23 protein-coding genes are annotated in these 23,812 nt (G+C 42.7%); 16 read left to right on the top strand and 7 right to left on the bottom strand.

All coding sequences use genetic code 11. The features are described 5' to 3' along the window. Window positions 1–116: 116 nt before the first annotated feature. The 7 genes from ku to ACU37H_RS07850 all read left to right on the top strand — a co-directional run bounded on the left by ku (window position 117) and on the right by ACU37H_RS07850 (window position 7,222). Window positions 117–887: a non-homologous end joining protein Ku gene (gene ku / locus ACU37H_RS07820; protein ID WP_472702086.1), complete on the top strand. Its 771-nt coding sequence runs from the start codon at window positions 117–119 to the stop codon at window positions 885–887. Between the two features lie 3 nt (window positions 888–890). Continuing rightward, complete coding sequence (locus tag ACU37H_RS07825) at window positions 891–1,532, top strand: DNA polymerase ligase N-terminal domain-containing protein (RefSeq protein WP_472702085.1); 642 nt, start codon at window positions 891–893, stop codon at window positions 1,530–1,532. A gap of 62 nt (window positions 1,533–1,594) precedes the next feature. Continuing rightward, window positions 1,595–3,493 carry a DNA ligase D gene (gene ligD / locus ACU37H_RS07830; RefSeq protein ID WP_472702365.1) on the top strand — a complete coding sequence of 633 codons (1,899 nt, stop codon included), beginning with the start codon at window positions 1,595–1,597 and terminating at the stop codon, window positions 3,491–3,493. Between the two features lie 196 nt (window positions 3,494–3,689). Next, window positions 3,690–5,276: a peptide chain release factor 3 gene (locus ACU37H_RS07835; RefSeq protein ID WP_472702084.1), complete on the top strand. Its 1,587-nt coding sequence runs from the start codon at window positions 3,690–3,692 to the stop codon at window positions 5,274–5,276. 84 nt (window positions 5,277–5,360) lie between these two features. Continuing rightward, complete coding sequence (locus ACU37H_RS07840; RefSeq protein ID WP_472702083.1) at window positions 5,361–5,858, top strand: hypothetical protein; 498 nt, start codon at window positions 5,361–5,363, stop codon at window positions 5,856–5,858. A 289-nt stretch (window positions 5,859–6,147) separates the two neighbouring features. Further along, window positions 6,148–6,408 carry a Uma2 family endonuclease gene (locus ACU37H_RS07845; protein WP_494407596.1) on the top strand — a complete coding sequence of 87 codons (261 nt, stop codon included), beginning with the start codon at window positions 6,148–6,150 and terminating at the stop codon, window positions 6,406–6,408. A 301-nt stretch (window positions 6,409–6,709) separates the two neighbouring features. Beyond that, window positions 6,710–7,222 carry a hypothetical protein gene (locus tag ACU37H_RS07850; protein WP_472702081.1) on the top strand — a complete coding sequence of 171 codons (513 nt, stop codon included), beginning with the start codon at window positions 6,710–6,712 and terminating at the stop codon, window positions 7,220–7,222. Here ACU37H_RS07850 and purB read toward each other — a convergent pair. Then, on the bottom strand, window positions 7,219–8,556 hold the full coding sequence (purB, locus tag ACU37H_RS07855) for an adenylosuccinate lyase (protein ID WP_472702080.1): 1,338 nt from the start codon (window positions 8,554–8,556) through the stop codon (window positions 7,219–7,221). The two genes, ACU37H_RS07850 and purB, sit on opposite strands and share 4 nt — an antisense overlap. A gap of 96 nt (window positions 8,557–8,652) precedes the next feature. Here purB and ACU37H_RS07860 point away from each other — a divergent pair, with 96 nt between their 5' ends. Further along, on the top strand, window positions 8,653–9,402 hold the full coding sequence (locus tag ACU37H_RS07860; RefSeq protein ID WP_472702079.1) for a menaquinone biosynthetic enzyme MqnA/MqnD family protein: 750 nt from the start codon (window positions 8,653–8,655) through the stop codon (window positions 9,400–9,402). Here ACU37H_RS07860 and ACU37H_RS07865 read toward each other — a convergent pair. Further along, the gene (locus tag ACU37H_RS07865; protein ID WP_472702078.1) at window positions 9,399–10,226 is read right to left on the bottom strand and encodes an FkbM family methyltransferase; all 828 of its coding nucleotides are present in this window, start codon (window positions 10,224–10,226) and stop codon (window positions 9,399–9,401) included. The genes ACU37H_RS07860 and ACU37H_RS07865 overlap by 4 nt on opposite strands. A 7-nt stretch (window positions 10,227–10,233) precedes the next feature. Continuing rightward, a complete protein-coding gene (locus tag ACU37H_RS07870) occupies window positions 10,234–11,079 on the bottom strand; it encodes a glycosyltransferase family protein (RefSeq protein ID WP_472702077.1) in 846 nt (281 codons plus the stop codon). Window positions 11,080–11,198: 119 nt separating this feature from the next. Here ACU37H_RS07870 and ACU37H_RS07875 point away from each other — a divergent pair, with 119 nt between their 5' ends. Further along, entirely contained in the window at window positions 11,199–11,957 is a 759-nt protein-coding gene (locus tag ACU37H_RS07875; protein ID WP_472702076.1) for a class I SAM-dependent methyltransferase, read from the top strand. Between the two features lie 3 nt (window positions 11,958–11,960). Beyond that, on the top strand, window positions 11,961–12,905 hold the full coding sequence (locus ACU37H_RS07880; protein WP_472702075.1) for a glycosyltransferase family 2 protein: 945 nt from the start codon (window positions 11,961–11,963) through the stop codon (window positions 12,903–12,905). Here ACU37H_RS07880 and ACU37H_RS07885 read toward each other — a convergent pair. Continuing rightward, on the bottom strand, window positions 12,894–14,093 hold the full coding sequence (locus ACU37H_RS07885; RefSeq protein ID WP_472702074.1) for a glycosyltransferase family 4 protein: 1,200 nt from the start codon (window positions 14,091–14,093) through the stop codon (window positions 12,894–12,896). The genes ACU37H_RS07880 and ACU37H_RS07885 overlap by 12 nt on opposite strands. 181 nt (window positions 14,094–14,274) lie before the next feature. Here ACU37H_RS07885 and ACU37H_RS07890 point away from each other — a divergent pair, with 181 nt between their 5' ends. Beyond that, window positions 14,275–14,850 (top strand): tail fiber domain-containing protein, encoded by a 576-nt coding sequence (locus ACU37H_RS07890; protein ID WP_472702073.1) that lies wholly within the window; start codon window positions 14,275–14,277, stop codon window positions 14,848–14,850. Between the two features lie 97 nt (window positions 14,851–14,947). Next, entirely contained in the window at window positions 14,948–15,271 is a 324-nt protein-coding gene (locus ACU37H_RS07895; protein WP_472702072.1) for a hypothetical protein, read from the top strand. A gap of 394 nt (window positions 15,272–15,665) precedes the next feature. Here the strand turns inward: ACU37H_RS07895 and ACU37H_RS07900 are convergent, their stop codons facing one another. Beyond that, window positions 15,666–16,874, bottom strand: a complete 1,209-nt coding sequence (locus tag ACU37H_RS07900) for a M57 family metalloprotease (protein WP_472702071.1) — start codon at window positions 16,872–16,874, stop codon at window positions 15,666–15,668. A gap of 7 nt (window positions 16,875–16,881) precedes the next feature. Between ACU37H_RS07900 and ACU37H_RS07905 the strand changes: the two genes are divergently transcribed. Continuing rightward, window positions 16,882–17,025 (top strand): hypothetical protein, encoded by a 144-nt coding sequence (locus ACU37H_RS07905; RefSeq protein ID WP_472702070.1) that lies wholly within the window; start codon window positions 16,882–16,884, stop codon window positions 17,023–17,025. A 148-nt stretch (window positions 17,026–17,173) separates the two neighbouring features. Here the strand turns inward: ACU37H_RS07905 and ACU37H_RS07910 are convergent, their stop codons facing one another. Further along, window positions 17,174–18,268 carry a glycosyltransferase family 4 protein gene (locus ACU37H_RS07910; RefSeq protein WP_472702069.1) on the bottom strand — a complete coding sequence of 365 codons (1,095 nt, stop codon included), beginning with the start codon at window positions 18,266–18,268 and terminating at the stop codon, window positions 17,174–17,176. A 92-nt stretch (window positions 18,269–18,360) separates the two neighbouring features. Next, window positions 18,361–20,853 (bottom strand): YfhO family protein, encoded by a 2,493-nt coding sequence (locus ACU37H_RS07915; RefSeq protein ID WP_472702068.1) that lies wholly within the window; start codon window positions 20,851–20,853, stop codon window positions 18,361–18,363. A gap of 263 nt (window positions 20,854–21,116) precedes the next feature. Between ACU37H_RS07915 and ACU37H_RS07920 the strand changes: the two genes are divergently transcribed. The 3 genes from ACU37H_RS07920 to carA all read left to right on the top strand — a co-directional run bounded on the left by ACU37H_RS07920 (window position 21,117) and on the right by carA (window position 23,662). Then, the gene (locus ACU37H_RS07920) at window positions 21,117–21,425 is read left to right on the top strand and encodes a hypothetical protein (RefSeq protein WP_472702067.1); all 309 of its coding nucleotides are present in this window, start codon (window positions 21,117–21,119) and stop codon (window positions 21,423–21,425) included. Continuing rightward, complete coding sequence (locus ACU37H_RS07925) at window positions 21,400–22,215, top strand: queuosine precursor transporter (protein WP_472702066.1); 816 nt, start codon at window positions 21,400–21,402, stop codon at window positions 22,213–22,215. Before ACU37H_RS07920 ends, ACU37H_RS07925 begins: the two co-directional genes overlap by 26 nt. A gap of 340 nt (window positions 22,216–22,555) precedes the next feature. Continuing rightward, window positions 22,556–23,662 (top strand): glutamine-hydrolyzing carbamoyl-phosphate synthase small subunit, encoded by a 1,107-nt coding sequence (gene carA, locus ACU37H_RS07930; RefSeq protein WP_472702065.1) that lies wholly within the window; start codon window positions 22,556–22,558, stop codon window positions 23,660–23,662. The last annotated feature ends 150 nt before the right edge of the window (window positions 23,663–23,812 follow it).

Raw genomic sequence — 23,812 nt, forward strand, 5'->3', positions numbered from 1 at the left:
CGGTCAGGAAGTAACATTACAACGCACAACAAATGTGATCTTTTTCGCTCAAATCGAGTACAATCATAGGATCACGCCCGATTAACAGATCGCCCTAAACACTAAAAAATATACGAATGAAAGCAATCTGGAATGGAGCCATTGGTTTTGGCCTAGTAAATATCCCCGTGAAATTGTATTCAGCCACCGAAGAAAGCAACTTAAGTCTGGATATGTTGGACAAGAAAGATCTCAGCCATATCAAGTATAAGCGGGTAAACGAAAAAACCGGAAAAGAAGTGGAATGGGGCAATATTGTGAAGGGTTACGACTATGACGGGAAATATATTGTGCTGGATGAGAAAGATTTTGAAAAAGCCAGCCCTGAAAAGACAAAAATATTATCTATCGACTCCTTTGTTAAAGAAGAAGAAATTGACAGCGTCTACTTCGAAACGCCCTATTTCCTTGAGCCACAGAAGAATGGAGAAGCTCCTTACACCCTCCTTGCAGAGGCTTTGAAGAAAACCAAGATGGCCGGCATCGGAACTTTTGTGATGCGGAATAAAGAAGTGTTGGGCATATTAAGACATTATGAAGATATGATCCTGTTTCAGAGAATACGGTATGCCGAGGAGATCAGGAAGCCTACAGATCTGTCCATTCCGAAACGCACGGTGAAGCCCGCTGAGTTAAAAATGGCCGTTACGCTGATCGAGCAACTTTCTGAAAAGTTTGATATTTCAGCTTATAAAGATACTTATTCCGACAAGCTGATGAAAGTGATTGAAGCGAAAGCAAAAGGCAAAAAAGTAACAACCCCGAAATTGAGAGTGGCGCACGTGAAGACAAAAGACCTGATGGAACAATTGAAAGCAAGCTTGTCTGCAAAAAAGAAAGCCTCCTAAATTATGGCAACACTTACTACCTATAAAAAGAAAAGAAATTTCTCTTCTACCGCTGAGCCTGAAGGAAAAGTGACGAGAGCAGGTAAAGAACTGAAGTTCGTGATTCAACGTCATGCGGCTACGCGCCTGCACTATGACTTCCGGCTGGAAATGGAAGGCGTCTTAAAAAGCTGGGCGGTCCCCAAGGGACCTTCGCTGAACCCGGCAGATAAACGGCTGGCCATGATGGTAGAAGACCATCCATATGATTACCGCACTTTTGAAGGAACCATTCCTGAAGGAAATTACGGCGCCGGGGAAGTCGAAATATGGGATGAAGGCACTTATGAAGCCCTGCAGAAAGACAGCAGCAAAAAGGATGAAACGGTTCTATTGAAAGAATTGAAAAGCGGGTCACTTAAATTTATCCTTCATGGCAAAAAACTAAAGGGCGAGTTTGCGCTGGTAAAAATGAAAACGGAAGACGCCGGTAACGCGTGGTTGCTTATCAAACATAAAGATGAGCACGCCGTGACAACGAAATACGACGCGGAAAAATTTACAAAGAAGAGATCGAAGGTCACGAAGGCCGTTGAAGCAAAGGCAAGTAAAAAAACCGCTCCTAAAAAAGCGGCAGTAAAAAAAAAATCGCTGAACCGGAGCTAAAAACAAAACGCTATGCGGCTTATCTGTCAGGTGAAAAAAAGTTAAAAGATTTTGTGCGTCCCATGCTCGCTACGCTGGGCAAAGATCCCTTTGATGATCCTGACTGGATCTTTGAGATCAAATGGGACGGTTACCGCGCCATCGCAGAGATTGGCAAAGAATTAAAACTATACTCCAGGAACGGGATTTCCTTTGATCGCAAGTTTACGCCGGTGGCGGAAGCACTGCAAGAGCAGGAACATGAAATGATTCTCGACGGAGAAATTGTAGCGTATAACGAGGACAACCTGCCGGACTTCCAGACCTTACAACATTTTGGCGAGCACCCCGACGTGCCATTGGTATATCATGTCTTTGACTTGTTGTATCTAAACGGCCACGACACCCAATCGCTAACCAACCTGGAAAGAAAAGAGCTGCTGAAAGATGCGCTGATTGAGAATGATTTCATCAAATATTGTGATCATATTGAAAAAAACGGGGTTGACTTTTTCAAAGTAGCCAAAGAAAATAACCTTGAAGGAATCATCGCGAAACGGGCGTCTGCTCCCTATATTGCCGGCCAACGCAGCGGAGATTGGCTAAAGATCAAACATCATAATACCGAAGAAGTGATCATTGCGGGCTTTACGGCGCCGCGCGGTTCAAGAAAAGAGTTTGGCGCACTGATCCTCGGCCGTTATCAGGACGGTAAATTGATCTACGCGGGCCACACAGGAACTGGCTTCGACGAACCGTCGCTATCAGAAATGGCGCGCAAACTAAAGCCCTTGATCAGGAAAAAGTCTCCGTTTGAAGTGACCCCTAAAACAAATATGCCCGCAACCTGGGTAGAACCTAAATTGGTTTGCAACATCAAGTTCACCGAGCTCACCAAGGAACATATTTTCAGGCACCCGGTATTTATGGGCCTCAGAATAGACAAATCTGCCGAAGAAGTAACTATCCCAAAAAACGAAAACGTAATGGCGAAGCAAACAGCAAAAAAAACAATTAATAAGGCGCCGGCAAAAAAGTCGGCAACACCAACGAAAGCGTCTGCTAAGACAACTAAAGATGGCGCGATCAAAATAGGGGGAAAGGAGGTGAAGCTGACCAACCAGGAAAAAGTGTATTGGCCGGACGAGGGAATTACGAAGGGGGACCTGATCGCTTACTATGATCAAATGTCAAAATATATCTTACCGTATCTGAAGGACCGCCCGGAAAGCCTGAACCGATTTCCGAATGGCATAAACGGCAGCAGCTTTTACCAGAAAGACGCGGGAGACACCGCCCCCGACTGGGTGACCTCGATCGAGGTGTTCTCGGAAAGCAACCAGAAAAATATCGATTATATCGTGTGCAACGACAAAGCCACCCTGATCTACCTGGCGAATTTGGGTTGTATTGAAATGAACCCGTGGAACAGCACTACGAAAAAACAGGAATCTCCGACGTACATGATCATCGATATAGACCCCAGTGAGAACAATACGTTTGAACAAGTGATCGATACAGCGCTCGCCACCAGGCAAGTGCTGGATGAGTGTGGGGTAAAATCCTTTTGTAAAACCTCCGGCTCTTCGGGTCTCCATGTCTTCGTACCAATGGCTGACAAATACGACTATGAACATGTTAAAAACTTTGCGCATCTCACCGCGATGAAGGTGACAGAATTATTGCCTGATTTTACGACACTGGAGCGCAACCTCAAGAAAAGGGGAACGAAAAAAATTTACGTCGATTACCTTCAAAACCGGAAAGGCCAAACTATTGCCAGCGCTTACAGTGTCCGTCCTAAAAAGGGTGCTACTGTATCGGCGCCGCTCGATTGGAAAGAAGTAAAAAAAGGACTGCACCCCTCGCAATTTGATATTTACACGATGCCTGAAAGAGTGGCCAGGATCGGGGATATTTTTAAACCGGTGCTGGGCAAAGGTGCTGATATCATGAAATGCCTGAAAAAAATGGGCGGTTAACCGCTGTCTGATATCTCCAACATGCGATGCAAAGCGATAAAATTTACACCACAGAACTACGAATGAATGATCTTGCGAAGCCTGCGCGTCAGCGATTACGAATAGCGAGTTTGCGTGTCTGTCCCCTCATATTACGCGTACCGGATGGACAAGTCGGGAAATCCTAATATCTTCGCAGCCTTTTAACAGACAACGAATGAAGTTTCACGACGAGATTATGAGGCGGCGGACTTTTGCCATCATCAGTCACCCGGATGCCGGTAAAACAACGCTGACGGAAAAGTTCCTGCTTTTTGGCGGTGCTATCCAGGTGGCCGGCGCCGTAAAAAGCAATAAGATCAAAAAATCGGCGACCTCGGATTTTATGGAAATTGAGCGCCAGCGTGGTATTTCGGTGGCCACTTCCGTGATGAGTTTCGAATATAACGGCACTCTCATTAACCTCCTGGATACCCCGGGCCACAAAGATTTTGCGGAAGATACGTACCGAACCCTTACTGCGGTAGATAGCGTTATATTGGTTGTGGACAGCGTGAATGGCGTTGAAGATCAGACACGCCGCCTGATGGAAGTGTGTCGCATGAGAGATACACCGGTAATTGTGTTTGTTAATAAAATGGACCGCGACGGGAAAAACCGTTTTGACCTGCTGGAAGAGATTGAAAAAGAATTGAATATCCAATTACACCCGATGACCTGGCCCATCAACAGTGGCAAGGATTTTAAGGGTGTGTATAACCTGCATGATAAAAACCTGCGGCTCTTTACGGCCAACACCAAGGCCGACGACGAAGATGCCATTGCCATCGCTGACATCAACGATATGGTGCTGGAAGATAAACTGGGAAAGGCTGACGCGGCGGCCTTGCGGGAGGATGTTGAATTAGTGGACGGCGTGAACGGACCACTTAACGTGGACGATTACCTGGCGGCTAAAGTATCACCGGTATTTTTTGGAAGTGCGATCAACAACTTTGGCGTTAAGGAAATGTTGGACACTTTTATTCGCATTGCACCGACACCACAGAGCCGCGAGACGACCGAAAGAGAAGTGAACGTTGAAGAGCCGAAGCTGAGTGGCTTTGTATTTAAGATACATGCGAATCTGGACCCTAAGCACCGCGACCGTATTGCATTTTTCCGCGTCTGTAGCGGCAGGTTTGAAAGAAACAAATATTTTCATCACGTGCGGCTTAACAAGGACGTGCGCTTCAGCAACCCCTATAGCTTTATGGCACGGGATAAAAGCGTGATTGAAGATGCTTATGCCGGCGATGTGGTGGGCTTATTTGACACGGGTAATTTTAAGATCGGAGATACGCTTACAGAAGGGGAAAATTTCTTCTTTACAGGTATACCATCTTTTTCACCGGAAATCTTTAAAGAGGTCGTGAATAAAGACCCGATGAAAACCAAGCAGCTGGAAAAAGGCTTGCTCCAATTGACCGACGAAGGCGTGGCCCAGCTGTTTACGCAATTTGGCGGAACGAAAAAGATCATTGGCTGCGTGGGTGAACTTCAGTTTGAGGTGATTCAATACCGGTTACTTCACGAATACGGCGCATCGGTGGAATTCAGAGCTTTACCATTCTACAAAGCCTGCTGGCTGACCAGTAAAGATGAAAAGAAGCTGGATGAATTTACAAAGTTCAAATTAGCTAATACTGGTGAAGACAAGGACGGGCACGTAGTGTACCTGGCGCAAAGTGAATGGTTCTTGAATACGGAGATCAGTAATAACCCTGATATTGAGTTTCACTTTACCAGCGAGATTCATAAATAAATTGAAATGCTTACCTCATATATCTAAGATCGTTATGAGATAAGCCCCATTGCTAAGCTTTTATAATTTTAAAAAAAACACTTAATGAAAAAGACAAAACAAACGATTATGAGAATGTTGGCAACTATCACACCGCTACTTCTATTACTCCCGATGTCATGTTCGAAAGACAAGGATATTGCCCGCGTCAATGCCAAGGTTCTAACTTCCTCCTCATGGCAGATGCAATCGGTCTATGGCATGTTTGGGAACAATGTGTTTGGCTATACCAGGGGTCACGAACACAACACGCAAAGCTTTGATAATGAGTATTACGTTTTTAATGATGATTTTACCGGCTATGAGATAGATAACAACGGAGTAAAACACGAAATTCCCAAGTGGGAGCTTTTGGAATCGGAAGGCAGAGTAACTTTAAAAATGATTTATTATAATGATAAAAGCGGTACCAGAAGAATGAATATCGTTTGGGATTATATCATTTTAAAAGATGGTATGCTACATTTTGATGAATACTATTTTAATCCAGAGCTATATATGTCTTTCCAAGGGAAAGTAATACGATCCAAAAGGAAACAATAAAATCTTTAGTTAAATTGCTTTATTTACATTTAAGAGTCCGCATAATTTGCGGGCTCTGTTGTTAATAGCGAATAAGGAGCCTCTGAAATAACTTGTATTTTTGAGAAAATTGCTGTCAATGATCACCGATATATCTCAATTAGACCGAAAGAAAAAGTCATTGCAAAGCTTTCTTCGCTCCTCTCGATGTCCGTCTGACGAAGCACCCAAAATCGGATAATGAAGTATACACTGTCGTGCAGCCTGATATCTGCGTGATCTGCGATGAATCTAAGATTGATGAACGCGGATGCATCGGCGCACCGGACCTGATCGTGGAAATCATTTCCCTTACACGGCCAAAAAAGACATGAATGATAAATACAATCTTTATGAAGAAAACGGTGTAAGAGAATATTGGATCGTTTTCCCGGACACCAACGCGATCAACCAATACACGCTGAAAGAAGGCGTGTACGACTCCACCGATCCGCAGTTTATACAAGATACCATTACGAGCACCGCATTTCCAGAGCTTTCAATAGCGCTGACAGACGTGTTCCGAAATTAATATTCAGCCACGATGCACGTATGAGCTATAAGATTTGTCAAGGAACGTGCGATTCTACAGCCTTATGACAAATGATAAATCATTATTGAAGACGCTATGTCCAGAATGGAGGATTTATTCTACATAGGGAATTTAGACCGGAGATGCCACTAACAAAAGAAGGAAATTGGATCTTGACAAGCGTCCCGTCTTTTCAACAGAAATACTCTTCGCCTTTTCCTACGTCTATAGGACAAACTACTAAAATCATTTCAAAATATGATATATTGCGACTATATTCGCTTCTACAAAAAATAAAACTATGAGAACTTCAAAACTGGCCTATCTTATCTTATTTTTTTCTGTTATTGTTTCAGCACTTTTCACAACAACAGCCTGCACCAAAGAAACCGTCATTGAAAGGCAGGTAGAAGATACTCTTGTTGACGCTGCTCTTTTAACTTCATCTCGATGGAAGGTTGAGTCAGTTTATGGCATGCTAGGCAATAGTATACTAGGTTATACAAGGGGAGCCAATGATAATACCGAAAGCTTTGACAACGAATATTATTTATTTAATAAGGATTTTACCGGATACGAAAAAGATAATAGTGGTTCGAAGCATGAAATTTCCAAATGGGAGCTTATACAATCTGCTGGCAGAACCACGCTAAAAATGACTTATAACAACACGGCAGATGGCAGTATAAAAATGAACATTATATGGGATTACCTAACCTTAAAAAACGGGATGCTACACTTTGATCAGTATTATTTCAACCCACAGCTTTATGCCTCTTTTCAAGGAAAGGTAGTTCGCTCCAAAATGAATTAATATTTTGCCACGATGCCGGTATAGTTATGGGGCGTTATCTTTTTCAGCTCCGCCTTGATGGCGGCCGGCACTTTCAAAGTGCCAATGAACTCGTGCAGCGATTGTTTTGTAATGCCCTCCTTCCCTCTTGTAAGATCTTTCAAAGCCTCGTAAGGATTTGGATATTTCTCACGCCTTAATATCGTTTGAATCGCTTCGGCTACCACCGCCCAGTTGTTTTCCAGGTCCGTTTTAAGTCTGGCCTCGTTTAAAACAAGCTTGCCAAGGCCTTTTTCAATACTCCGAATAGCAATAATAGTGTGGGCTACAGGCACACCAATATTTCTGAGCACCGTGCTATCGGTGAGGTCACGTTGCAAGCGGCTGACCGGGAGTTTGGCAGCCAGGTGCTCCAGCATAGCGTTCGCCATGCCTATATTTCCTTCGGCATTTTCGAAATCGATAGGGTTTACTTTGTGTGGCATAGCAGAAGAACCAACCTCACCCGCCTTTGTCTTTTGCTTGAAATAGTCCATGCTGATATAAGTCCAGATGTCCCTGCACAGATCCAGCAAGATGGTGTTGATCCGTTTTATGCAATCAAAATGGGCCGCCAGGTTATCGTAGTGTTCTATTTGCGTAGTAAACTGCATACGTTGCAGACCCAGTACTTCTTCTACAAAATGATTTCCGAATTTAATCCAGTCGGTTTTTGGATAGGCTACGTAATGGGCATTAAAGTTGCCGGTAGCACCGCCAAATTTTGCAGCAACAGGAATATAGGAAAATAACTGGATCTGATGCTCCAGTCGCTCTACAAACACCATGATCTCTTTGCCCAACCTTGTAGGAGATGCAGGCTGACCGTGCGTTTTGGCAAGCATCGGAATTTCCCTCCATTGCTGGGCCAGCTCTAACAGGTGATTTTGCAGGTTCAGATATGCCGGGAGTAGTTCAAACTCAAGGCTGTGCTTCCAAAGCAAAGGGATAGCCGTATTATTGATATCCTGCGAAGTGAGGCCAAAATGGATCCACTCTTTCGCCTCGCCGGCATCCGTCTTGTCTAGTTCTGACTTTAAAAAGTATTCAACCGCCTTTACGTCGTGGTTCGTGGTTTTTTCGATCTCTTTAATCGCCTCAGCCTGTGCAACGCTGAAGGATTCCTTCAACCCGCGCAAATGCTTTTTCGCTGCTGCAGAAAGTTTCAGAAATTTTTTGTCTGACAATAATAGCAAATACTCAATTTCTACTATGACACGATATTTAATCAATGCATATTCACTGAAATATTCCTGAAGTCCCTGCACTTGCTTGCTATAGCGGCCGTCGATGGGCGAAATGGCGGTTAAAGACATTTTGTTTAATGTTTAAAGTTGAACAAGTTTAACGTTGAACGTAGAACATTAAACCTGGAAACCTGCTAATTTCGCGCAAAAATAAAGGAATAAAGATTGGAACAAAAGATAAGAGTGGGAATTGTAAGCTATTTGAATACACGTCCGCTCATTTATGGCCTTCAAAGGTTGCCTATAAAAGAAAAAATAACGCTGGTCGAAGCTTACCCGGCGTCTCTCGCCACCATGCTGAACAACGGTGAAATTGATTTAGGGCTGGTGCCGGTGGCAGTGATACCAAAGCTGCCGCACTATGTCATCAATGGCCATTATTGCATCGGCGCGGTGGGAGAGGTAGCTTCAGTAGCCCTATTCAGCGATCAGCCGATCGAAAAAATAAGCAAAATATACCTGGATTATCAAAGCCGTTCTTCTGTGCAGCTCTTAAAATGGCTGGTGAAACATCATTGGAAGATTTCACCTGAATTGGTGGATGCCCGGGATGAGTCCTATATTAACGAGATCAAAGGCGATACAGCCGCCCTGATCATTGGAGACAGGGCCTTGCAACAGCGGAAGAATCACCAATACATCTATGACCTCGCGGGAGAATGGAAAGCTGCGACAGGTTTGCCATTTGTATTTGCCGCCTGGGTCAGCACCCAACAGCTACCGCACGGTTTTATTGAAGAGTTTGATGCGGCTAATGCTTATGGCCTGCAGCATATCGATGAGATCGCCGCCGAACATGCAAACGGAGTATATGACCTCAAAAAATACTTTTCGGTGAATCTGAGTTATGAGCTGGATAATGAAAAAAGGAAGGGGCTGGCTCTTTTTTTGAAGGAAATAGAGAATAATTCCTAGTGTTTTCTAAAGCAGAATATGTTCAATTGTACATCATAGCTGCTTTTATCATTAGTCTCCCGGTTAAATGGATGAGGGTATGTATTATGTGCTTCTTTTATATAAAATGTAAACCCCGCATCAGACACCCAGTTCAGCATATCTAAAAGTTCATTTTGCTGAGAAAAAAGACCGTGATACTCGATAAAAATATTTTTAAGCAAGTGTAATTTTTCCGTAACGTCCTTCAATACTTCATACTCCGCGCCTTCAATATCCAGCTTAAGAAAATCCACTTCGTTTGTTAGTAAATCTTTTAATCTCACAGCTTCAACCTCGTGCCCGTATCCCTCGCCGTTCACAATTTTACTTGACATGGAAGCTTGTGATGCAAACCTAAGTGTAGTATTTTGATTCCAAATGGCTTCTCTTCTCAAAAGAATATCGCTATAGCCTTGCGCTGAGACATTCTTTTCTAAAAAAGCAAAGTTCTTCTCGTCGGGCTCAAATACTGTGATCTTAGCGTTAGGATACATCCGTTTAAAGTAAATTGCACTCAACCCGATGTGTCCACCACAATCCAATATCACGGGACGTTTATTATCCAGATTTACGCAATAAATATTATTAATAAAGATTTCTTTCAGGCCATACAAAAACTCTGAAACATCATTAAACCGGATTTTTCCATTCAAAAAATGCTGCTCATAGACCTCTTTTTTGGGCATATTTTTTAAAACCCTAAGGTCAATCCAGCCAATACCAAAATCCTTATAAGGATTGTTGAAAACTTGTTTCACCTTTTTGCCAACACCGTTAATTATATTTTTGAAAGTAGGTGCCATATAAAAATTAATTCAGTTTGCCCATTTTGCCGATTTTGTAATGCCAACATGCTAAAATTAAATATCTAATAAGAAGCGCCTTTTTCTCACCATAAAGAAAATTATTCTTTATTCGATTTAAAATAGCAGCTTTTCTTTTAGGAAACGTTTTCGGCTGCTCTCTTCGGTATATATTACTTACATAAAGGTAATTTCGCACCATATAATAAACCCTGATTGGGGAATGGAGGGTACGAGGCGTCAACTTTAAACTCTTTAATGATCGATGAGTCGATACAGTACCAAGTGAGTGATTGAGGAAAATGTTATTGAACTTTACAGTTTTGTACCCGTTTTTATTTGATTTAAAACAATATTCAGAATCCACCTCATCAATAAACAAGCGTTCATCGAAACCGCCATTTTGCTCGAATAAGGAAAGGTTAACCAGACTGCCAGAAGTAATTAAAAAAGTCGTCTCTTCTGATTGGCAGTTTAAATGATCACGTCTGTGTTCATACTCTAGTCCAAACATGGCCACTTTGCCTCTATTCTTGAACTCATAAACACAAGAAAAATAGCTGTCCAGAACTTGCTTATCAAAGAAAGAATCCTGATCCATGGTGAGTAACCAATCACCTCCCTGTTTAATCGCGGCGACAGCAGCCTGATTTAAGCGTTCGGAGATGCCTCTGTTTACTCCATCAGCAATATATTCGATATTATCACCCAGCACGCTGAAATCCAACGGGCTAATTATTTCGCTATTGTCAAATATGTAGAGCCTCGACACTTTCTGCGCATAACTTGTAATATTTTGAATTACATCATTTGCAGGATGATACAGTATAACTACACCAAAAACATTTTTCATTGTTGTTTAAAAACAAATTATTTTGCCAAGGTATGAAATAAGCGATAAAAAATCCCTTTGCAAGGCATTGAAATAGCTTATTTTTCTGGTCCTTTTTCAATCATTAAAAAAGCAAATCCTTGAAGTTATCTGACTCCATAATCACTGCGATAAGTTCGCTTAGACATACCGACAAAAGGGATACCATCGCATCGGCAAGATCTTTAAAGGGAAAAACCGGAATCGAAATTGGAGGCCCGAGCGACTTCTTTAAGCAAAAGAGTTATTTTCCAGCTTATTTGTACGCGTCTCGTATTGACGGGGTCAACTTTAATACCAGCACGGTTTGGGAAGGGAATATCATGTCCGGACAGAATTATCAGTACCTGAAAGGATACCCCAAAGGAACGCAATATATTACAGAAGCTGCAGACCTAAATGGCATTGAGAACAGCCGCTATGACTTCTTGTTATCTTGCCATAGCCTGGAACACATTGCCAATCCCATAAAAGCATTAAAACGCTGGAGGGAGGTATTGAAATCTAAGGGAGAAATCGCATTGATCGTACCAAACAAGGAAATAACATTTGATATGAACAGGCCATACACCAGTTTTCAGCACTTGCTGGACGATTATATCAATAATGTAGATGAGACAGACGCTACTCATTTCGCCGAGATACTACAATCCCATTTGATTGCAAAAGACCCGGGTATAAACAGTCTTAAGGATCTGAAAGAAAGAACCATAGCTAACTTTCATAACAGGTGCGTACATCATCATGTCTTTTCTCTAGATTTAGTGAATGAGTTGCTGAAATTTTGTGGATTTACAGTTTCTCTTCAGAAAAAAATTCATGAACTTCACCTATTCACACTCGCTACGAAGAACGACTAACAAATGCCATTTATTTCAATTTGCATACCCGCTTATAAAAGAAGCCAGTATCTGGAGCGGTTGCTGCAATCCATAACTATTCAAAGCTTCCGCGACTTTGAGGTCGTCCTTACCGATGACAGCCCTGACGACGAGGTGCAGGGGGTATACGAACGATATAAGCATCAGCTGCCTTTACATTATTATAAAAACAATACTGCTTTGGGCACGCCCCGCAACTGGAACCAAGCCATTTCACTAGCTAAAGGGTTCTGGATCAAGCTGATGCACGACGATGACTGGTTTTCTGATAAATCGTCATTGCAACATTTTGCAGATTGCGCAAAAAAAAATAATGATGCATTCATCTTCTCGGCCTACATGAACAGTTATGAACACAACAATACAGAAAAGCAGGTCTTCCCTGAAAAGTTTCGTTTGTTGCAAGCAGACAAAGAGCCTTCAATACTGGTAGCCAAAAATTTTATAGGTCCGCCGAGCGTGACCATGCATAAGAACGATGGAAAACATTTATACGACCCGGCACTAAAGTGGCTGGTAGATATAGACATGTACAGGCGCCGCATCGAAACTGATAAATTGGCTTATATCAACCAGCCATTGGTAAATGTCTACATGAGCCAATCGCAGGTGACCGCCTACACTAAGAATATCGGAGCCGTAGAGATTCCCGAGCACTTCCACGTTCTAAACAAAATGGGCATTGAAAAGCTTAAAAACATCCTGGTGTATGATTATAACTGGCGCTTCCTGCGAAACTTTAATATAAAGCATGAGAAACAAATCCGGGAATACGGTTACTCGGGGCCCATCCATCCGGTGTTAAAATCGATGATCTCAGCACAGGCAAAAATCCCTGGCGCACTGCTACGTAATGGAGTCACCTCAAAGATGCTTATGACCTTTCATTTCATAACGCATAAAAAAAATCTAGAATCAATTCTTTAACAGCAGGTTTCTGTAACTGTTTATAAACTCTTCTTTGGAGAATGCTTCACTAACATAATTGTAGCCGTTCAAAGAGATATTGTTTAACATGCCTATATCTCCGCACATCAGAGTGATTCTATCAACAAACTTCTTCACCAAAGCATCTTCATCCAACAGGTTATTTACCAAAAAGCCCGTTGCGTCATCCTGAATGAACTCTGGAATGGCGCCTACATCGGTCGTGAGCACAATTGACCCGTAAGCCATCGCCTCCATAATAACTATAGGAAAGCCTTCCCAGGCGGACGTCATCAAAAGCACATCATTTTGTTGATGAAAGGTGTACATATCATCCCCGCCCTTTATTTCTCCAACGTATATGTCACCGTCGATAAGCTCTTGGGGCATTTCTTGTTCGAATGGCCCTGCTAACTTGAACTGTACTGGTAAATTTTCCTTTCTACACGCTTCAATAATCCTTACTATCAGCCAAAGTCTCTTTTGAGGGCCTCCCCGTCCCGCGTAGTATATTTTCAATGGTAATGAAAAGGAGGACTTCGGATATAGCGTTGGGATTTGCTCTAAACAGTTTCTGATAACTATGATTCGTTCGGCATAGGCAGACGGTATTCCTAAGATACTATACAGTTTTGAAAACTCCTTTTGAAAATGCTTTGCTAAAACCACCCTGGCTTCAATAAATTTTATAAACGGAGCCCACACCCACGTAAAATTCCTATCTAACATATGTATCAACTCATATATGTGGACACCTTTCCTTATATGCGGAGTCAGTTTATATCCAAAGTTGCACTGGCCTATAAAAACTACAGGCTTTGATTTTTGAAGATTGATATAGCTACTACATATACCCCTATAGATAAAGTTATTCCAGTACCGAAATTTATTATCTGTCAATGAGCTGATATCCTTTAAAGTCACATTTGGCGCTGAAAAGAAATGTCTCATACCCGCGTTCGGCGATCTTTTAGTAAAAAATATGATAATCTTTTTATCAGGAAACGATTTCACTATTTCCGCATTCACTCTTTCCGCCCCCCCAATGGCATAACCAGGGAAAAAGAAAAAAATATCAAACTCTTCGCATAACGGAGATCTACGAGCTTTTAGTTTGCCTATGAGGACAAAAGGAAACATTATCAGTTGTTCTAAATATCTCTTGATAAAAAATAATCCGTATAACATTCTTTTCCTGTTTGGGTAATAAGTTATTTAAACTAGCAAAAGATTAATTATTAAAAATAAAAATCTTTTTCGCATATTGAAAATACTTCATATATTTACGTCGCAAACCTTGTATGCTAACGTTACATTCTAAGTTTACGCAATTTTTTTAACACCAATTCTTAACACCAAAATTTTAAAAATGAAAAAACAATTGCTTACTGCTGCGCTTTTAATTGCCAGTTCCGTGTCCTTTGCTCAAATCAAATATTCAAACAACCTTTTGACTGTTGGAGCAGTCTCTCCTATTCAGCATTATGCCAATGTGATGCATGGGAGTCTTTTTTTGACTGCTACAGATGCTCACACCAAGTTTTTCCAGTTTGACATTTTTAATGGCCGAATAGCTACCAATAACAACTGGTGTGTGTTTTATAACTCGCAAACAAGCACGTTTAACGACCTTGCTGTTGGAACAGTTTATAATTATTCCGATCTACGCGCCAAAACTAACATAGTTACTTTGAAATCAGGTCTCTCGGCTATTTCCAAGTTAAGGCCTGTAAGTTACAATCTTCTTAAAAATCCTTTGGGCGAAAACGACCATAATCAAATCGGTCTTATTGCCCAGGAGCTCGAAAAGGTATTCCCTGAATTGGTAAGGACCGACTCAGAGGGAAAAAAGCTGGTAAACTACACCGGTCTTATCCCTGTATTGATTAAATCGGTGCAAGAACTGCAGCAGCAGGTTGCAGAGCTAAAAGCTGCTCAAAGGTAACCTCGCACGAAATTCCTATCGTAATGTATTTAAGACATATGAACTATCAATGCTGAATACCGATTACATGTTTCCGTAAAAAATAAACAAGAATTTTATGAAAAAAAGAGATAACGTCCTATGGCGGTGGCTATGTTTTGGGCTTGTCCTAACAGTTAGCTTCGGATGCGCAAAAACAAAAGATATTATGCGCAATGAAGGAACAACAGCCCGTTCTGTGGACTCGACAAATTGTACACCAGTCAATTATACTAACAAGACAGTGTCTACAAATACTACTGTTGCTGGCTGCGCTGTGGTGACCCAAAATGTGACTGTTAACAGCGGAGCAAAACTTACATTAAACGGTTTACAATACGTGTTGCTTAACAACAATTTCACGGTGAAAAGTGGCGCTAACTTTGAAATAGCCCAGCAGTAAACTTTTCTGGGACTTGACTAATCTTCGGCACAGACTTTTCTGTGCCGGGGATTATTATTTAAAAGGTTCCCGATCAAGCTGTTTACCGAATCGTTTAAGTTAAACAATGGGTAAAAACGTCTCGTCTATAAAAGGCAGGCTGTTGTTTCCCACTTTCGTCGCTTAAGCAGCCCGGGCCTCCTAGAAATATTGAAGAGCTAGCAGTCGTTGAATTAATCCAGCCTAAAAATTCAATATCAGCGCTTGTAGAAGGGTTACCTGTTCAGCCCCATAAACGTCCGAAATCCGAAAGTTCAGACTTTTGATAAGGAATATAACTCTGGATGCTTGAAGTTTGCTATCACCCATCGTCCACAGTAAATCAACCCAAGACCTACATCCTCTTCCGAAAAACCTAATATGCGTAAAAGGCCACGTCTTCGTAAACATAATCCGAAAGATTTGCTTCATTTTTATCTTTCGTATAATGATGATCATTTTCTGCTAAATTAAAATACCGGTACACAGGAACAGATCCGTTTGTTTGGGAAGCGTAAACATAAAATACTATGCCCTCATAGGTATACCACGGCTTCGCAATTCCTTCACTCTGCCTCGTGGTGTAAAAATGATCATTAAGATCTTGCCGATAATATCTGTACACCGGAACTGTTCCCGGTTGCGGCTCAGGAAAAGCGAAAAACCCAACTCCTTCAAAGATATAGCCGTTTGACACTGCAACTGTCCCCTCATACAGACCGGTTGTAAACAAGTGGTCAAGCTTTTCATAGCCTCTTATCGGATATAGATATCTTAAAATAGGTACTGTCTTTGGAGCACGGCGATTCGGTGGATAAAGAAATTGAAAAGCAAGAATATCGTAGCCAGAAAGTAGTGTGCGACCAATTCCACATTCGCTTCCATTCAATAAAGAATGAATGTAAATGCCGTCCGAAATCTCCAGAATTTGCATGGCAGAGTCTCTGGCCTCTTTGTCCGGAAATGGTCTTGATAAATTGTTATAACCTTGCCAGTTCGTATGTCTGAGTCCGATTGTGTGTCCTAGTTGATGTGCTATAGCTCTTTTTCTTTGCTCGAAAGAGTTTGTATCCATTTTATCCCTATTAATCCTTATTAAACGACCCGGCAAATTGTTCAAAGGAAAAGATGCAGCTCCGCAAACTTCATCACCCCATTCAGCTTTTTCAATTAAAACGTGCTGATTTGCAGAATTAGTCAGTGTGAATTTGACCCTGCAATTGGGCACGCCGTTCCATAAATCAATAGCCCCATTAATCTCGTTTAAATATTCATTCATCGAAGGATCAATTCGTACAGTCACGTTAGGCTGAACGTCATATTTAACATAAGAAATCTCTCCATCCGGGTTTGCATTTGTTGCGGTACCTGCCGACGAAATGCCTATTTTAACGTTTTTAGAAAATAGTATGTCCCCATCCACAACATATTCGTCCCCGGCATCAACTATTTCATTCTCCTTAAACCCAAGCTCTTTGATATAATCATAAACTGTTTGCGTAGGTTCGGCTGCGTCGTTCTTTTTAGTACATGCTACGATAGTCATCAATCCTAAGGCTAGAAGGCCATAAATAATATTTTTCATGGTTTGTTTGGCTATTGAATTTGTTGTTATTGATTTAATAAATCGGTTTAGTTTTAAACGGGCAACGATGTCATTGTTACAAGCAGATTTTCGTGAGGCTTTAAAAGCGGAAACCTGGCAGATAGCAGGCGAAGATAAGACCGGAATCTAATCTTCCAACTTAAATTGTAAAAAACATATCGCGTTATACTATTTTAGTTGATTGCGAAGAGTCCTTTTACTACAGAAATTTCTTGTGTTAATCCAGACCATTTTTCCGGGCAGTTGTCAGCTCATATTGCAAGCTTTAACAGAATTCATTATAACTGATCAATCGCACTCAACGCTTTCCTCGCAATCGCATCCCAGCTAAAATGCTGGAAAAAAGCAGCAGGAATGTCCGCGTAGGGCTTTTGCAACTGGTCGATGACCGCCTGAGCCAATGCCGCACTATCCCCATCGGCAACGATTGTAAGATGGCTGCCTGTTACCGATACAGGGATTCCGTAAGCTCCGGCCTTAAAAGATATCGCCGGCGTGTTTGCACCCAAGGCTTCCACCAGCTTGGTTTTGATGCCTCCCCCGTCAGTAATAGGATTAATAAAAATATCAGCCGCCTTAAAATACTGATCAATATCATTCACAAAACCTTTGTAAATAATATGCTGGTCTTTAAAGGCTTCCAGGTTTTCATAACGTTGCGGCAGACGCAAGCCGCAAATAATGATCTTATAAGGAACAGGGCTGTGCTTTAACAAGTAAGGGTTGATCTCGTTTAGGATCCGGTCTAAACCATCACGGTTGGGCCTGTAATCTAAGGTACCATTGAAAAGAATCAGTTGCGTTGCCGGGGATAGACCGAGCTCTTGCCTTACGGCGTCCTTACATATAGCCTTCTCTTCAGGCGAGGGAGCGGCAACCGCTTCGATACCATAAGTAATAACAGCGCATTGAGCCGGGTCGAGGCCGTATCGTGCGATAGCGTAATCTCTATCCTCAGCAGTAATGAAAAAATTGAAATCGGCGTTGCGGTGTGCAAACTTTTCATAAAGATGCATCATACGCCACCAGGGCTTGTTCATGCTTCTGAACCGTGCAGCTTCGATATTATGCGAGTGAATGATCAATTTAAGGCCTGCCAGCTTTTTCAGTGCATAACCAAGCCATCCATAGTAAGGATGCTCGATAATAACATGCCGGATACCTTTTTCTTTGCATGATCTTTTTATCGAAAAAAACAAAGCGGGGTTGACATAACGAAGCTTGTGACCAGCACTTCCCAATCGTGATGTAAAATCGACCTCGTTGCTCCGTCCACTATTTTCATCCACTGTATACGCAGTGACTTCTGCATATCGTGCCAGGTATTTTAAAAAGAAAAAAATGCCCTTCTCTCCTCCTTTGACAGGTGGCACCACTTTATAAGGTACTATGGAGGCTATCTTAATCAGGACATGTTATTTGGCAGGTACTGGATATAACTGTAAAAGGATATGGTTCCGTCAAACTATGAACCATTGGCCACCGCCCCTTTCTTCCGTTCCAGCCACCATTGCATGAAGAATCCACCGATGACGATAATCATCACCAACCAGGAGCTGATATAAGAAATATTCATTCCCGCCTTGACCACTTCCGGATCGAAAACCAGTTTGATGGTATGCTGTCCGGCCGGAACCGATAAGCCCCGCATGAAATAATTGGTTTTTACGATTGGGGCGGGCTTTCCGTCGATGAAGGCCTTCCATCCTGCCGGGTAATATACTTCACTCAATACAGCAAATCCACCGGAGGCAGTATTCGCCTTATATTCAATTTCATCGTTGGTATATTTTATCAGCTCGATCTTCGATGCTGAGTCAGCCACTACAGCCGCGCCCTGCGGCAACGCGCCTTGTGGGACGACTGCCGTATCTTTCAGATTGGTATTCCCGATAGTCTGCAACGCTTCTACATCGGTGCCTACCGGTTTTACCGCTTTCACAAACCATGCCGCTCCGTAAGCGTTAGGGTTCGGAATCAACTGCTGCTGGCCTTGCTGATCGGCATTAATAATGTATCGTACATCCAGGACATTCAGGATCTGTTCATTCGGCATACCACTGAAATATCGTTCGATGATATCCTGGTAGATACGCAGTTTAGCCGGGTGATATCCCAAAGCGGACCTGTGATAATAAGAAACACGGTTATCGTTCATCCCTCTCACATCATATACCCGGAAGTGAGGGTCTTTATCTTTTAATATTTCCTGGTCGATGGGAGTAGGCGTTGCCTCTGCTGTTTGAAGTTCATCTTTAGCGATGTATTGCTCATCACTGAAGTACACCTTACCTACCGCCCAAAGATCAATTAAAGTAATAACTGCAAGCAGGGATACCGTAACAACCGGCTTGATCATGTTCTTCATAGTTGCATACAGCGCTCCTAAAACAAGGATCATGAACAATACGGTTCGCAACACCTGACCACCAAACATACTTTGACGATCTGCTTTTAAACCGGCTACTATGGCGCGGTTCAAAGTGTCGTTACCGTCCTGACTCAAAGGCATCTGCATGATCTGCTCATCCAAACCCGACGAGTAACTCTGGCCCAGGTATAGCAAAGCAAGCAACAGCGTGATACCACCAAGCGTATACAATATGTTTTTAAAGTTGTCCTTTAATCGGGCGTTGGCGTCTTTTGTAAACAAAAGGGTGTACACCGTGATCACCGCCATCAAAGGCATTGTGAACCCCGCAATGACCAGCGCCATGGATGGGGCACGAAACTTATTATAAAGAGGTAGATTGTTCAGCAAAAATTCATTGAATCCTAAAAAGTACTTGCCCCAGGCCATTAAAATGGAAAGGACGGTGACTACCAGAAGCGCCCATTTTACGGGGCCTCGTACCACTACAAACCCAATGACCGCTAATATAAAAATGATAGCACCAACATAAGGAGGTCCGGCAGTACCCACTTCCCCGGCGCCTATCATTCCTCCCCAATATGCGGGGAAGGGCATCTGACTTAAAAATTGAGAAGCCTGCATTTCAGGTACGCCAGCTTCGATCAGTTTCTCAACCACTTTCGAGTCCTCCTTCAGCGGAGTACTACTGCTGCCGCCGAAAGCCTTTGGCATCAACATGACAAGTGGTTCGGCATTTCGCATACTATACTGCATGGCATAGTCCACATCCAGACCCTGCGTGTTGACGGCCTTAACTTCGTCGCCTTTGATCTCCACATTTTTTCCGCCCCTCATGGTGTATTCTGCATACTCCTTGGTCGACATAAAGGCTAAAGCATAGCATCCCAGCCCTACAAGAGCCGCTACGGCGCTTAAACCAAACGAAATTCCGATATGCTTAAAATCTTTGTCTTTGATCCACTTTACCAGATAAGCGATTGTGACCGCACCGGCAACTAAAAAGAAATAGTAACTGATTTGGGGGTGATTGGCCATCAACTCGTACATAGCACCCAGCGTGGCCACAGCCAGACCGATCCAATACCTTTTCGTGTAGATCAGCAATAATCCGGCTAATAGTAAAGGCATGAAAGAGATAGCCATCATCTTGGTTTCGTGGCCGGCACCGATGATCATAGGATTATAGGTGGAATAAGCAAAAGCCAGGGCGCCGAATATGCCAATGGCCGGATGAAACCGCAATACCACGCAAAGAATGTAAAAACACACGCAAGCAATGAAAAAGAAGTTCATCGGCTTGGGCAAACCTAATCCGATCACTTTATTCAGATCGACAGGAATGGCACTCTTTCCATCCATCGCGATCTGGTAGTTTGGCATGCCGCTAAAAACACTGGTGCTCCACAAAGGCAGGACACCGGTCTTTTCTTTAACATCAAAAGCATTTTGTGCCGACCCCTTCCATCCGCTGATACCCGTATCATGTTGATTTAACACTTTTCCATCCAACACAGGTTTGCAGAACAGAACAGATACCAGTAAAAATATCAGTATAGCTAACACATGTGGAAGTGCTTGTTTCACCCGACTATTCATTATTTTGAATGTTTTATTTTTTACTTGATGTATGAATCAGACAACAGAGATGGCAGAAGTGAATTTCAGAAATAACCGATCCCCGATTGCCATTGACTATTAACCTTTTCAGTGATGGGCAAAATAATACTATTTTATACGAAACCTATAAAAATTTTCAGGCCAATTGACGAAACAAAACCTTAATTTTTTTTAGCTAACGACCATCATGCCTAAGTTTAAAATAATACATTTACAAGATAAATTCGCTTATGCGTTGGTTAATACTATTGTCGAAAGCAGCATTCCTTAGCGGCATTTTCATGTTGCTGGCCTTTTCGCTGTTAATGTTAAGGCGAGATGAAAGCGAAAACATTTCATCCACCATTATCCTTGCAGGGTATGGGCTGGCCACCGTGGCATTGCCTTTAACCGGCTTTTTATATCTTATTGTAACTTTAGCTGGCAAAAAGCCAACCCGCTATATGCCCCGGTGGCTTGTGTTCACCAACATTGCTTTTCTAATCCTATTGCTCATCTTTACTTTCTATATCAATGATCCGTACTATCATCGGGGATAAATCGACCAAACTCTTCATTTTATTGGGCGGCTTTTTCATCGCCAACGCTATTATTGCCGAGGTAATTGGCGTAAAGATATTCTCACTGGAAAAAACGCTGGGCATTACGCCATTTAACCTTACAATTTTTGGCAATAACTTTTCCTTCAACCTTACAGCGGGCGTGCTGCTTTGGCCGGTGGTTTTTATCATGACTGATATTATCAATGAGTATTTTGGTGTCAAAGGGGTGCGGTTTTTGTCATTTATTGCAGCGGCGCTGATAGCTTATACCTTCATTATGTTTCAGGGAGCGATCGCATTGAGCCCTGCTGATTTTTGGACCGGTAATTATCAGGCTCAGGGCATTAACGATGCGAATGACGCTTACCGGATCATTTTAGGCCAGGGATCATGGATCATTATCGGTTCACTGGCCGCGTTCCTGCTCGGACAAATTTTAGACGTGTTAGTATTTCACAGCATTAAAAAAGCTACCGGTGAAAGGGCTATCTGGCTCCGGGCCACAGGATCCACGTTGGTATCGCAGCTGGTAGACAGCTTTGTAGTACTCTTTATTGCATTCTATGTGGGCCCGCGGGTGTCCGCCAATCAGGGAACACCCTGGAGTCTCGGCCTGGTGCTATCGATCTGTGTAGGAAATTATATCTACAAATTCATCGTAGCCGTAGTCATGACACCCGTGATCTACCTGGTTCATGGCGTCATAGAAAGATATCTTGGACCGTCTATTGCTGCTGAAATGAAACGGCAGGCGATGACGGGGATAAAGATTGCGAATTCACGGTAATACGCTGTAATAACTGATCTTGATTATTCATGATGCAATTTTCTACATGCGATTTACAAAATAATCCGCCGGAGTCCATAAATTTTAACCTTCAAAGCAATCAAATCCCAAATTTTAGCCCTATTTTTGCACGATTTTTTTGTTGAGATCTTTTCCATCAGTTGAAGCGTGTGCCCCTTCCACCAACTCAGGATAAACTCCTATATGGTTGATTGACAATCGGAACGATCGACCGGGCCTGCCGACTTTCGTTCAGGCGCCCGCCCGTGCCGGTACGGACGGGGGCGTGGCAACGAAGATGATAGCAGCACTTCAGCTGGTAACATAAAAAATAAAATACATGTCTGAAACACAATCCCGCGCTATTTTATTACTGGAAGACGGAACCGTTGCCGAAGGTTTTGCTTTTGGCGCCATCGGTACGACGACCGGCGAAATCTGCTTTAACACAGGAATGACCGGCTACCAGGAAGTTTTCACCGACCCTAGCTATTATGGTCAGATCGTTATTATGAACGCCGTGCATGTCGGTAACTACGGGGTAATTCCCGAGGATGTGGAAAGTGACAGTGTTAAAGTGTTGGGTGTTATTGCTAAAAACCTCAACGAAAATTATTCCCGCAAAAGAGCGGAAGGCTCGCTGGACGCCTATCTTAAGAAAAACAACATCGTTTCCATTCATGGCGTTGATACGCGGGCGCTGGTGTCGCACATTCGTACTAAAGGGGCGATGAACTGCATCATCTCATCAGAAACCTTTGATATTGAAGAATTAAAGCGCCGCCTGGCGGATACGCCTGATATGAGCGGCCAGGAATTGGCTTCGAAAGTGTCCACAAAGGAAGCGTATGAACTGGGTGATGCCGGAGCTGCGGTTAAGATCGCGGTGATGGATTATGGTACCAAACAACATATTTTAAAATGCATGGTGGATCGGGGTGCACATGTGAAAGTGTTCCCGGCCAAGACGCCTCTGGCTGAAGTTAAGACCTTCAATCCGGATGGCTATTTTATCTCCAATGGTCCCGGGGATCCTGCGGCGATGGATTATGCTGTGGACACCGTTAAAGAGATCCTGAAAGAAGATAAGCCGGTGTTTGGCATTTGCCTGGGCCACCAGTTACTGGCATTGGCCAACGGAATCAAAACCTTTAAAATGCACCACGGGCACAGAGGTCTGAACCACCCGGTGAAAAACCTGGTGACCGGCCGGTCGGAGATTACGACGCAAAACCATGGATTTGGCGTAGATCCCGAATCGGTTAAAGCATCTGACAAAGTGGAAATCACGCATGTTAACCTGAATGATCAGTCAATTGAGGGGATCCGCGTGAAAGGTAAACCAGCATTTTCGGTACAGTATCACCCGGAAAGTACACCCGGACCGCATGATTCCAGGTATTTGTTTGATGATTTTATCTCAATGATTAAAGACGCTAAGAACTAAGTCTTTTATTAGTTAGATCATATTTTGAAGCCAGGTTTTAATTAAAACCTGGCTTTTTTGTTTGCAGCGTCTTACGATAAACTTGCGGCCTTCTTCTGACTTATGCAAATTTTTTCTGCTTTTTGCGGTTTTGTGCAGGATTTTATATTA

The organism is Niabella sp. ZPM-14, assembly GCF_055693045.2.

Bases quoted from the DNA above. Each gene is read 5' to 3' on its own strand.
- ACU37H_RS07890 (WP_472702073.1), top strand. From the start codon at position 14,275: ATGAAAAAACAATTGCTTACTGCTGCGCTTTTAATTGCCAGTTCCGTG.
- ACU37H_RS07925 (WP_472702066.1), top strand. From the start codon at position 21,400: ATGATCCGTACTATCATCGGGGATAAATCGACCAAACTCTTCATTTTA.
- ACU37H_RS07825 (WP_472702085.1), top strand. From the start codon at position 891: ATGGCAACACTTACTACCTATAAAAAGAAAAGAAATTTCTCTTCTACC.
- ligD (WP_472702365.1), top strand. From the start codon at position 1,595: ATGCTCGCTACGCTGGGCAAAGATCCCTTTGATGATCCTGACTGGATC.
- ACU37H_RS07840 (WP_472702083.1), top strand. From the start codon at position 5,361: ATGAAAAAGACAAAACAAACGATTATGAGAATGTTGGCAACTATCACA.
- ACU37H_RS07895 (WP_472702072.1), top strand. From the start codon at position 14,948: ATGAAAAAAAGAGATAACGTCCTATGGCGGTGGCTATGTTTTGGGCTT.
- ACU37H_RS07870 (WP_472702077.1), bottom strand. From the start codon at position 11,079: ATGAAAAATGTTTTTGGTGTAGTTATACTGTATCATCCTGCAAATGAT.
- ACU37H_RS07900 (WP_472702071.1), bottom strand. From the start codon at position 16,874: ATGAAAAATATTATTTATGGCCTTCTAGCCTTAGGATTGATGACTATC.
- ACU37H_RS07850 (WP_472702081.1), top strand. From the start codon at position 6,710: ATGAGAACTTCAAAACTGGCCTATCTTATCTTATTTTTTTCTGTTATT.
- ACU37H_RS07835 (WP_472702084.1), top strand. From the start codon at position 3,690: ATGAAGTTTCACGACGAGATTATGAGGCGGCGGACTTTTGCCATCATC.
- ACU37H_RS07880 (WP_472702075.1), top strand. From the start codon at position 11,961: ATGCCATTTATTTCAATTTGCATACCCGCTTATAAAAGAAGCCAGTAT.
- ACU37H_RS07845 (WP_494407596.1), top strand. From the start codon at position 6,148: ATGCATCGGCGCACCGGACCTGATCGTGGAAATCATTTCCCTTACACG.
- purB (WP_472702080.1), bottom strand. From the start codon at position 8,556: ATGTCTTTAACCGCCATTTCGCCCATCGACGGCCGCTATAGCAAGCAA.
- ACU37H_RS07920 (WP_472702067.1), top strand. From the start codon at position 21,117: ATGCGTTGGTTAATACTATTGTCGAAAGCAGCATTCCTTAGCGGCATT.
- carA (WP_472702065.1), top strand. From the start codon at position 22,556: ATGTCTGAAACACAATCCCGCGCTATTTTATTACTGGAAGACGGAACC.
- ACU37H_RS07865 (WP_472702078.1), bottom strand. From the start codon at position 10,226: ATGGCACCTACTTTCAAAAATATAATTAACGGTGTTGGCAAAAAGGTG.
- ku (WP_472702086.1), top strand. From the start codon at position 117: ATGAAAGCAATCTGGAATGGAGCCATTGGTTTTGGCCTAGTAAATATC.
- ACU37H_RS07885 (WP_472702074.1), bottom strand. From the start codon at position 14,093: ATGTTATACGGATTATTTTTTATCAAGAGATATTTAGAACAACTGATA.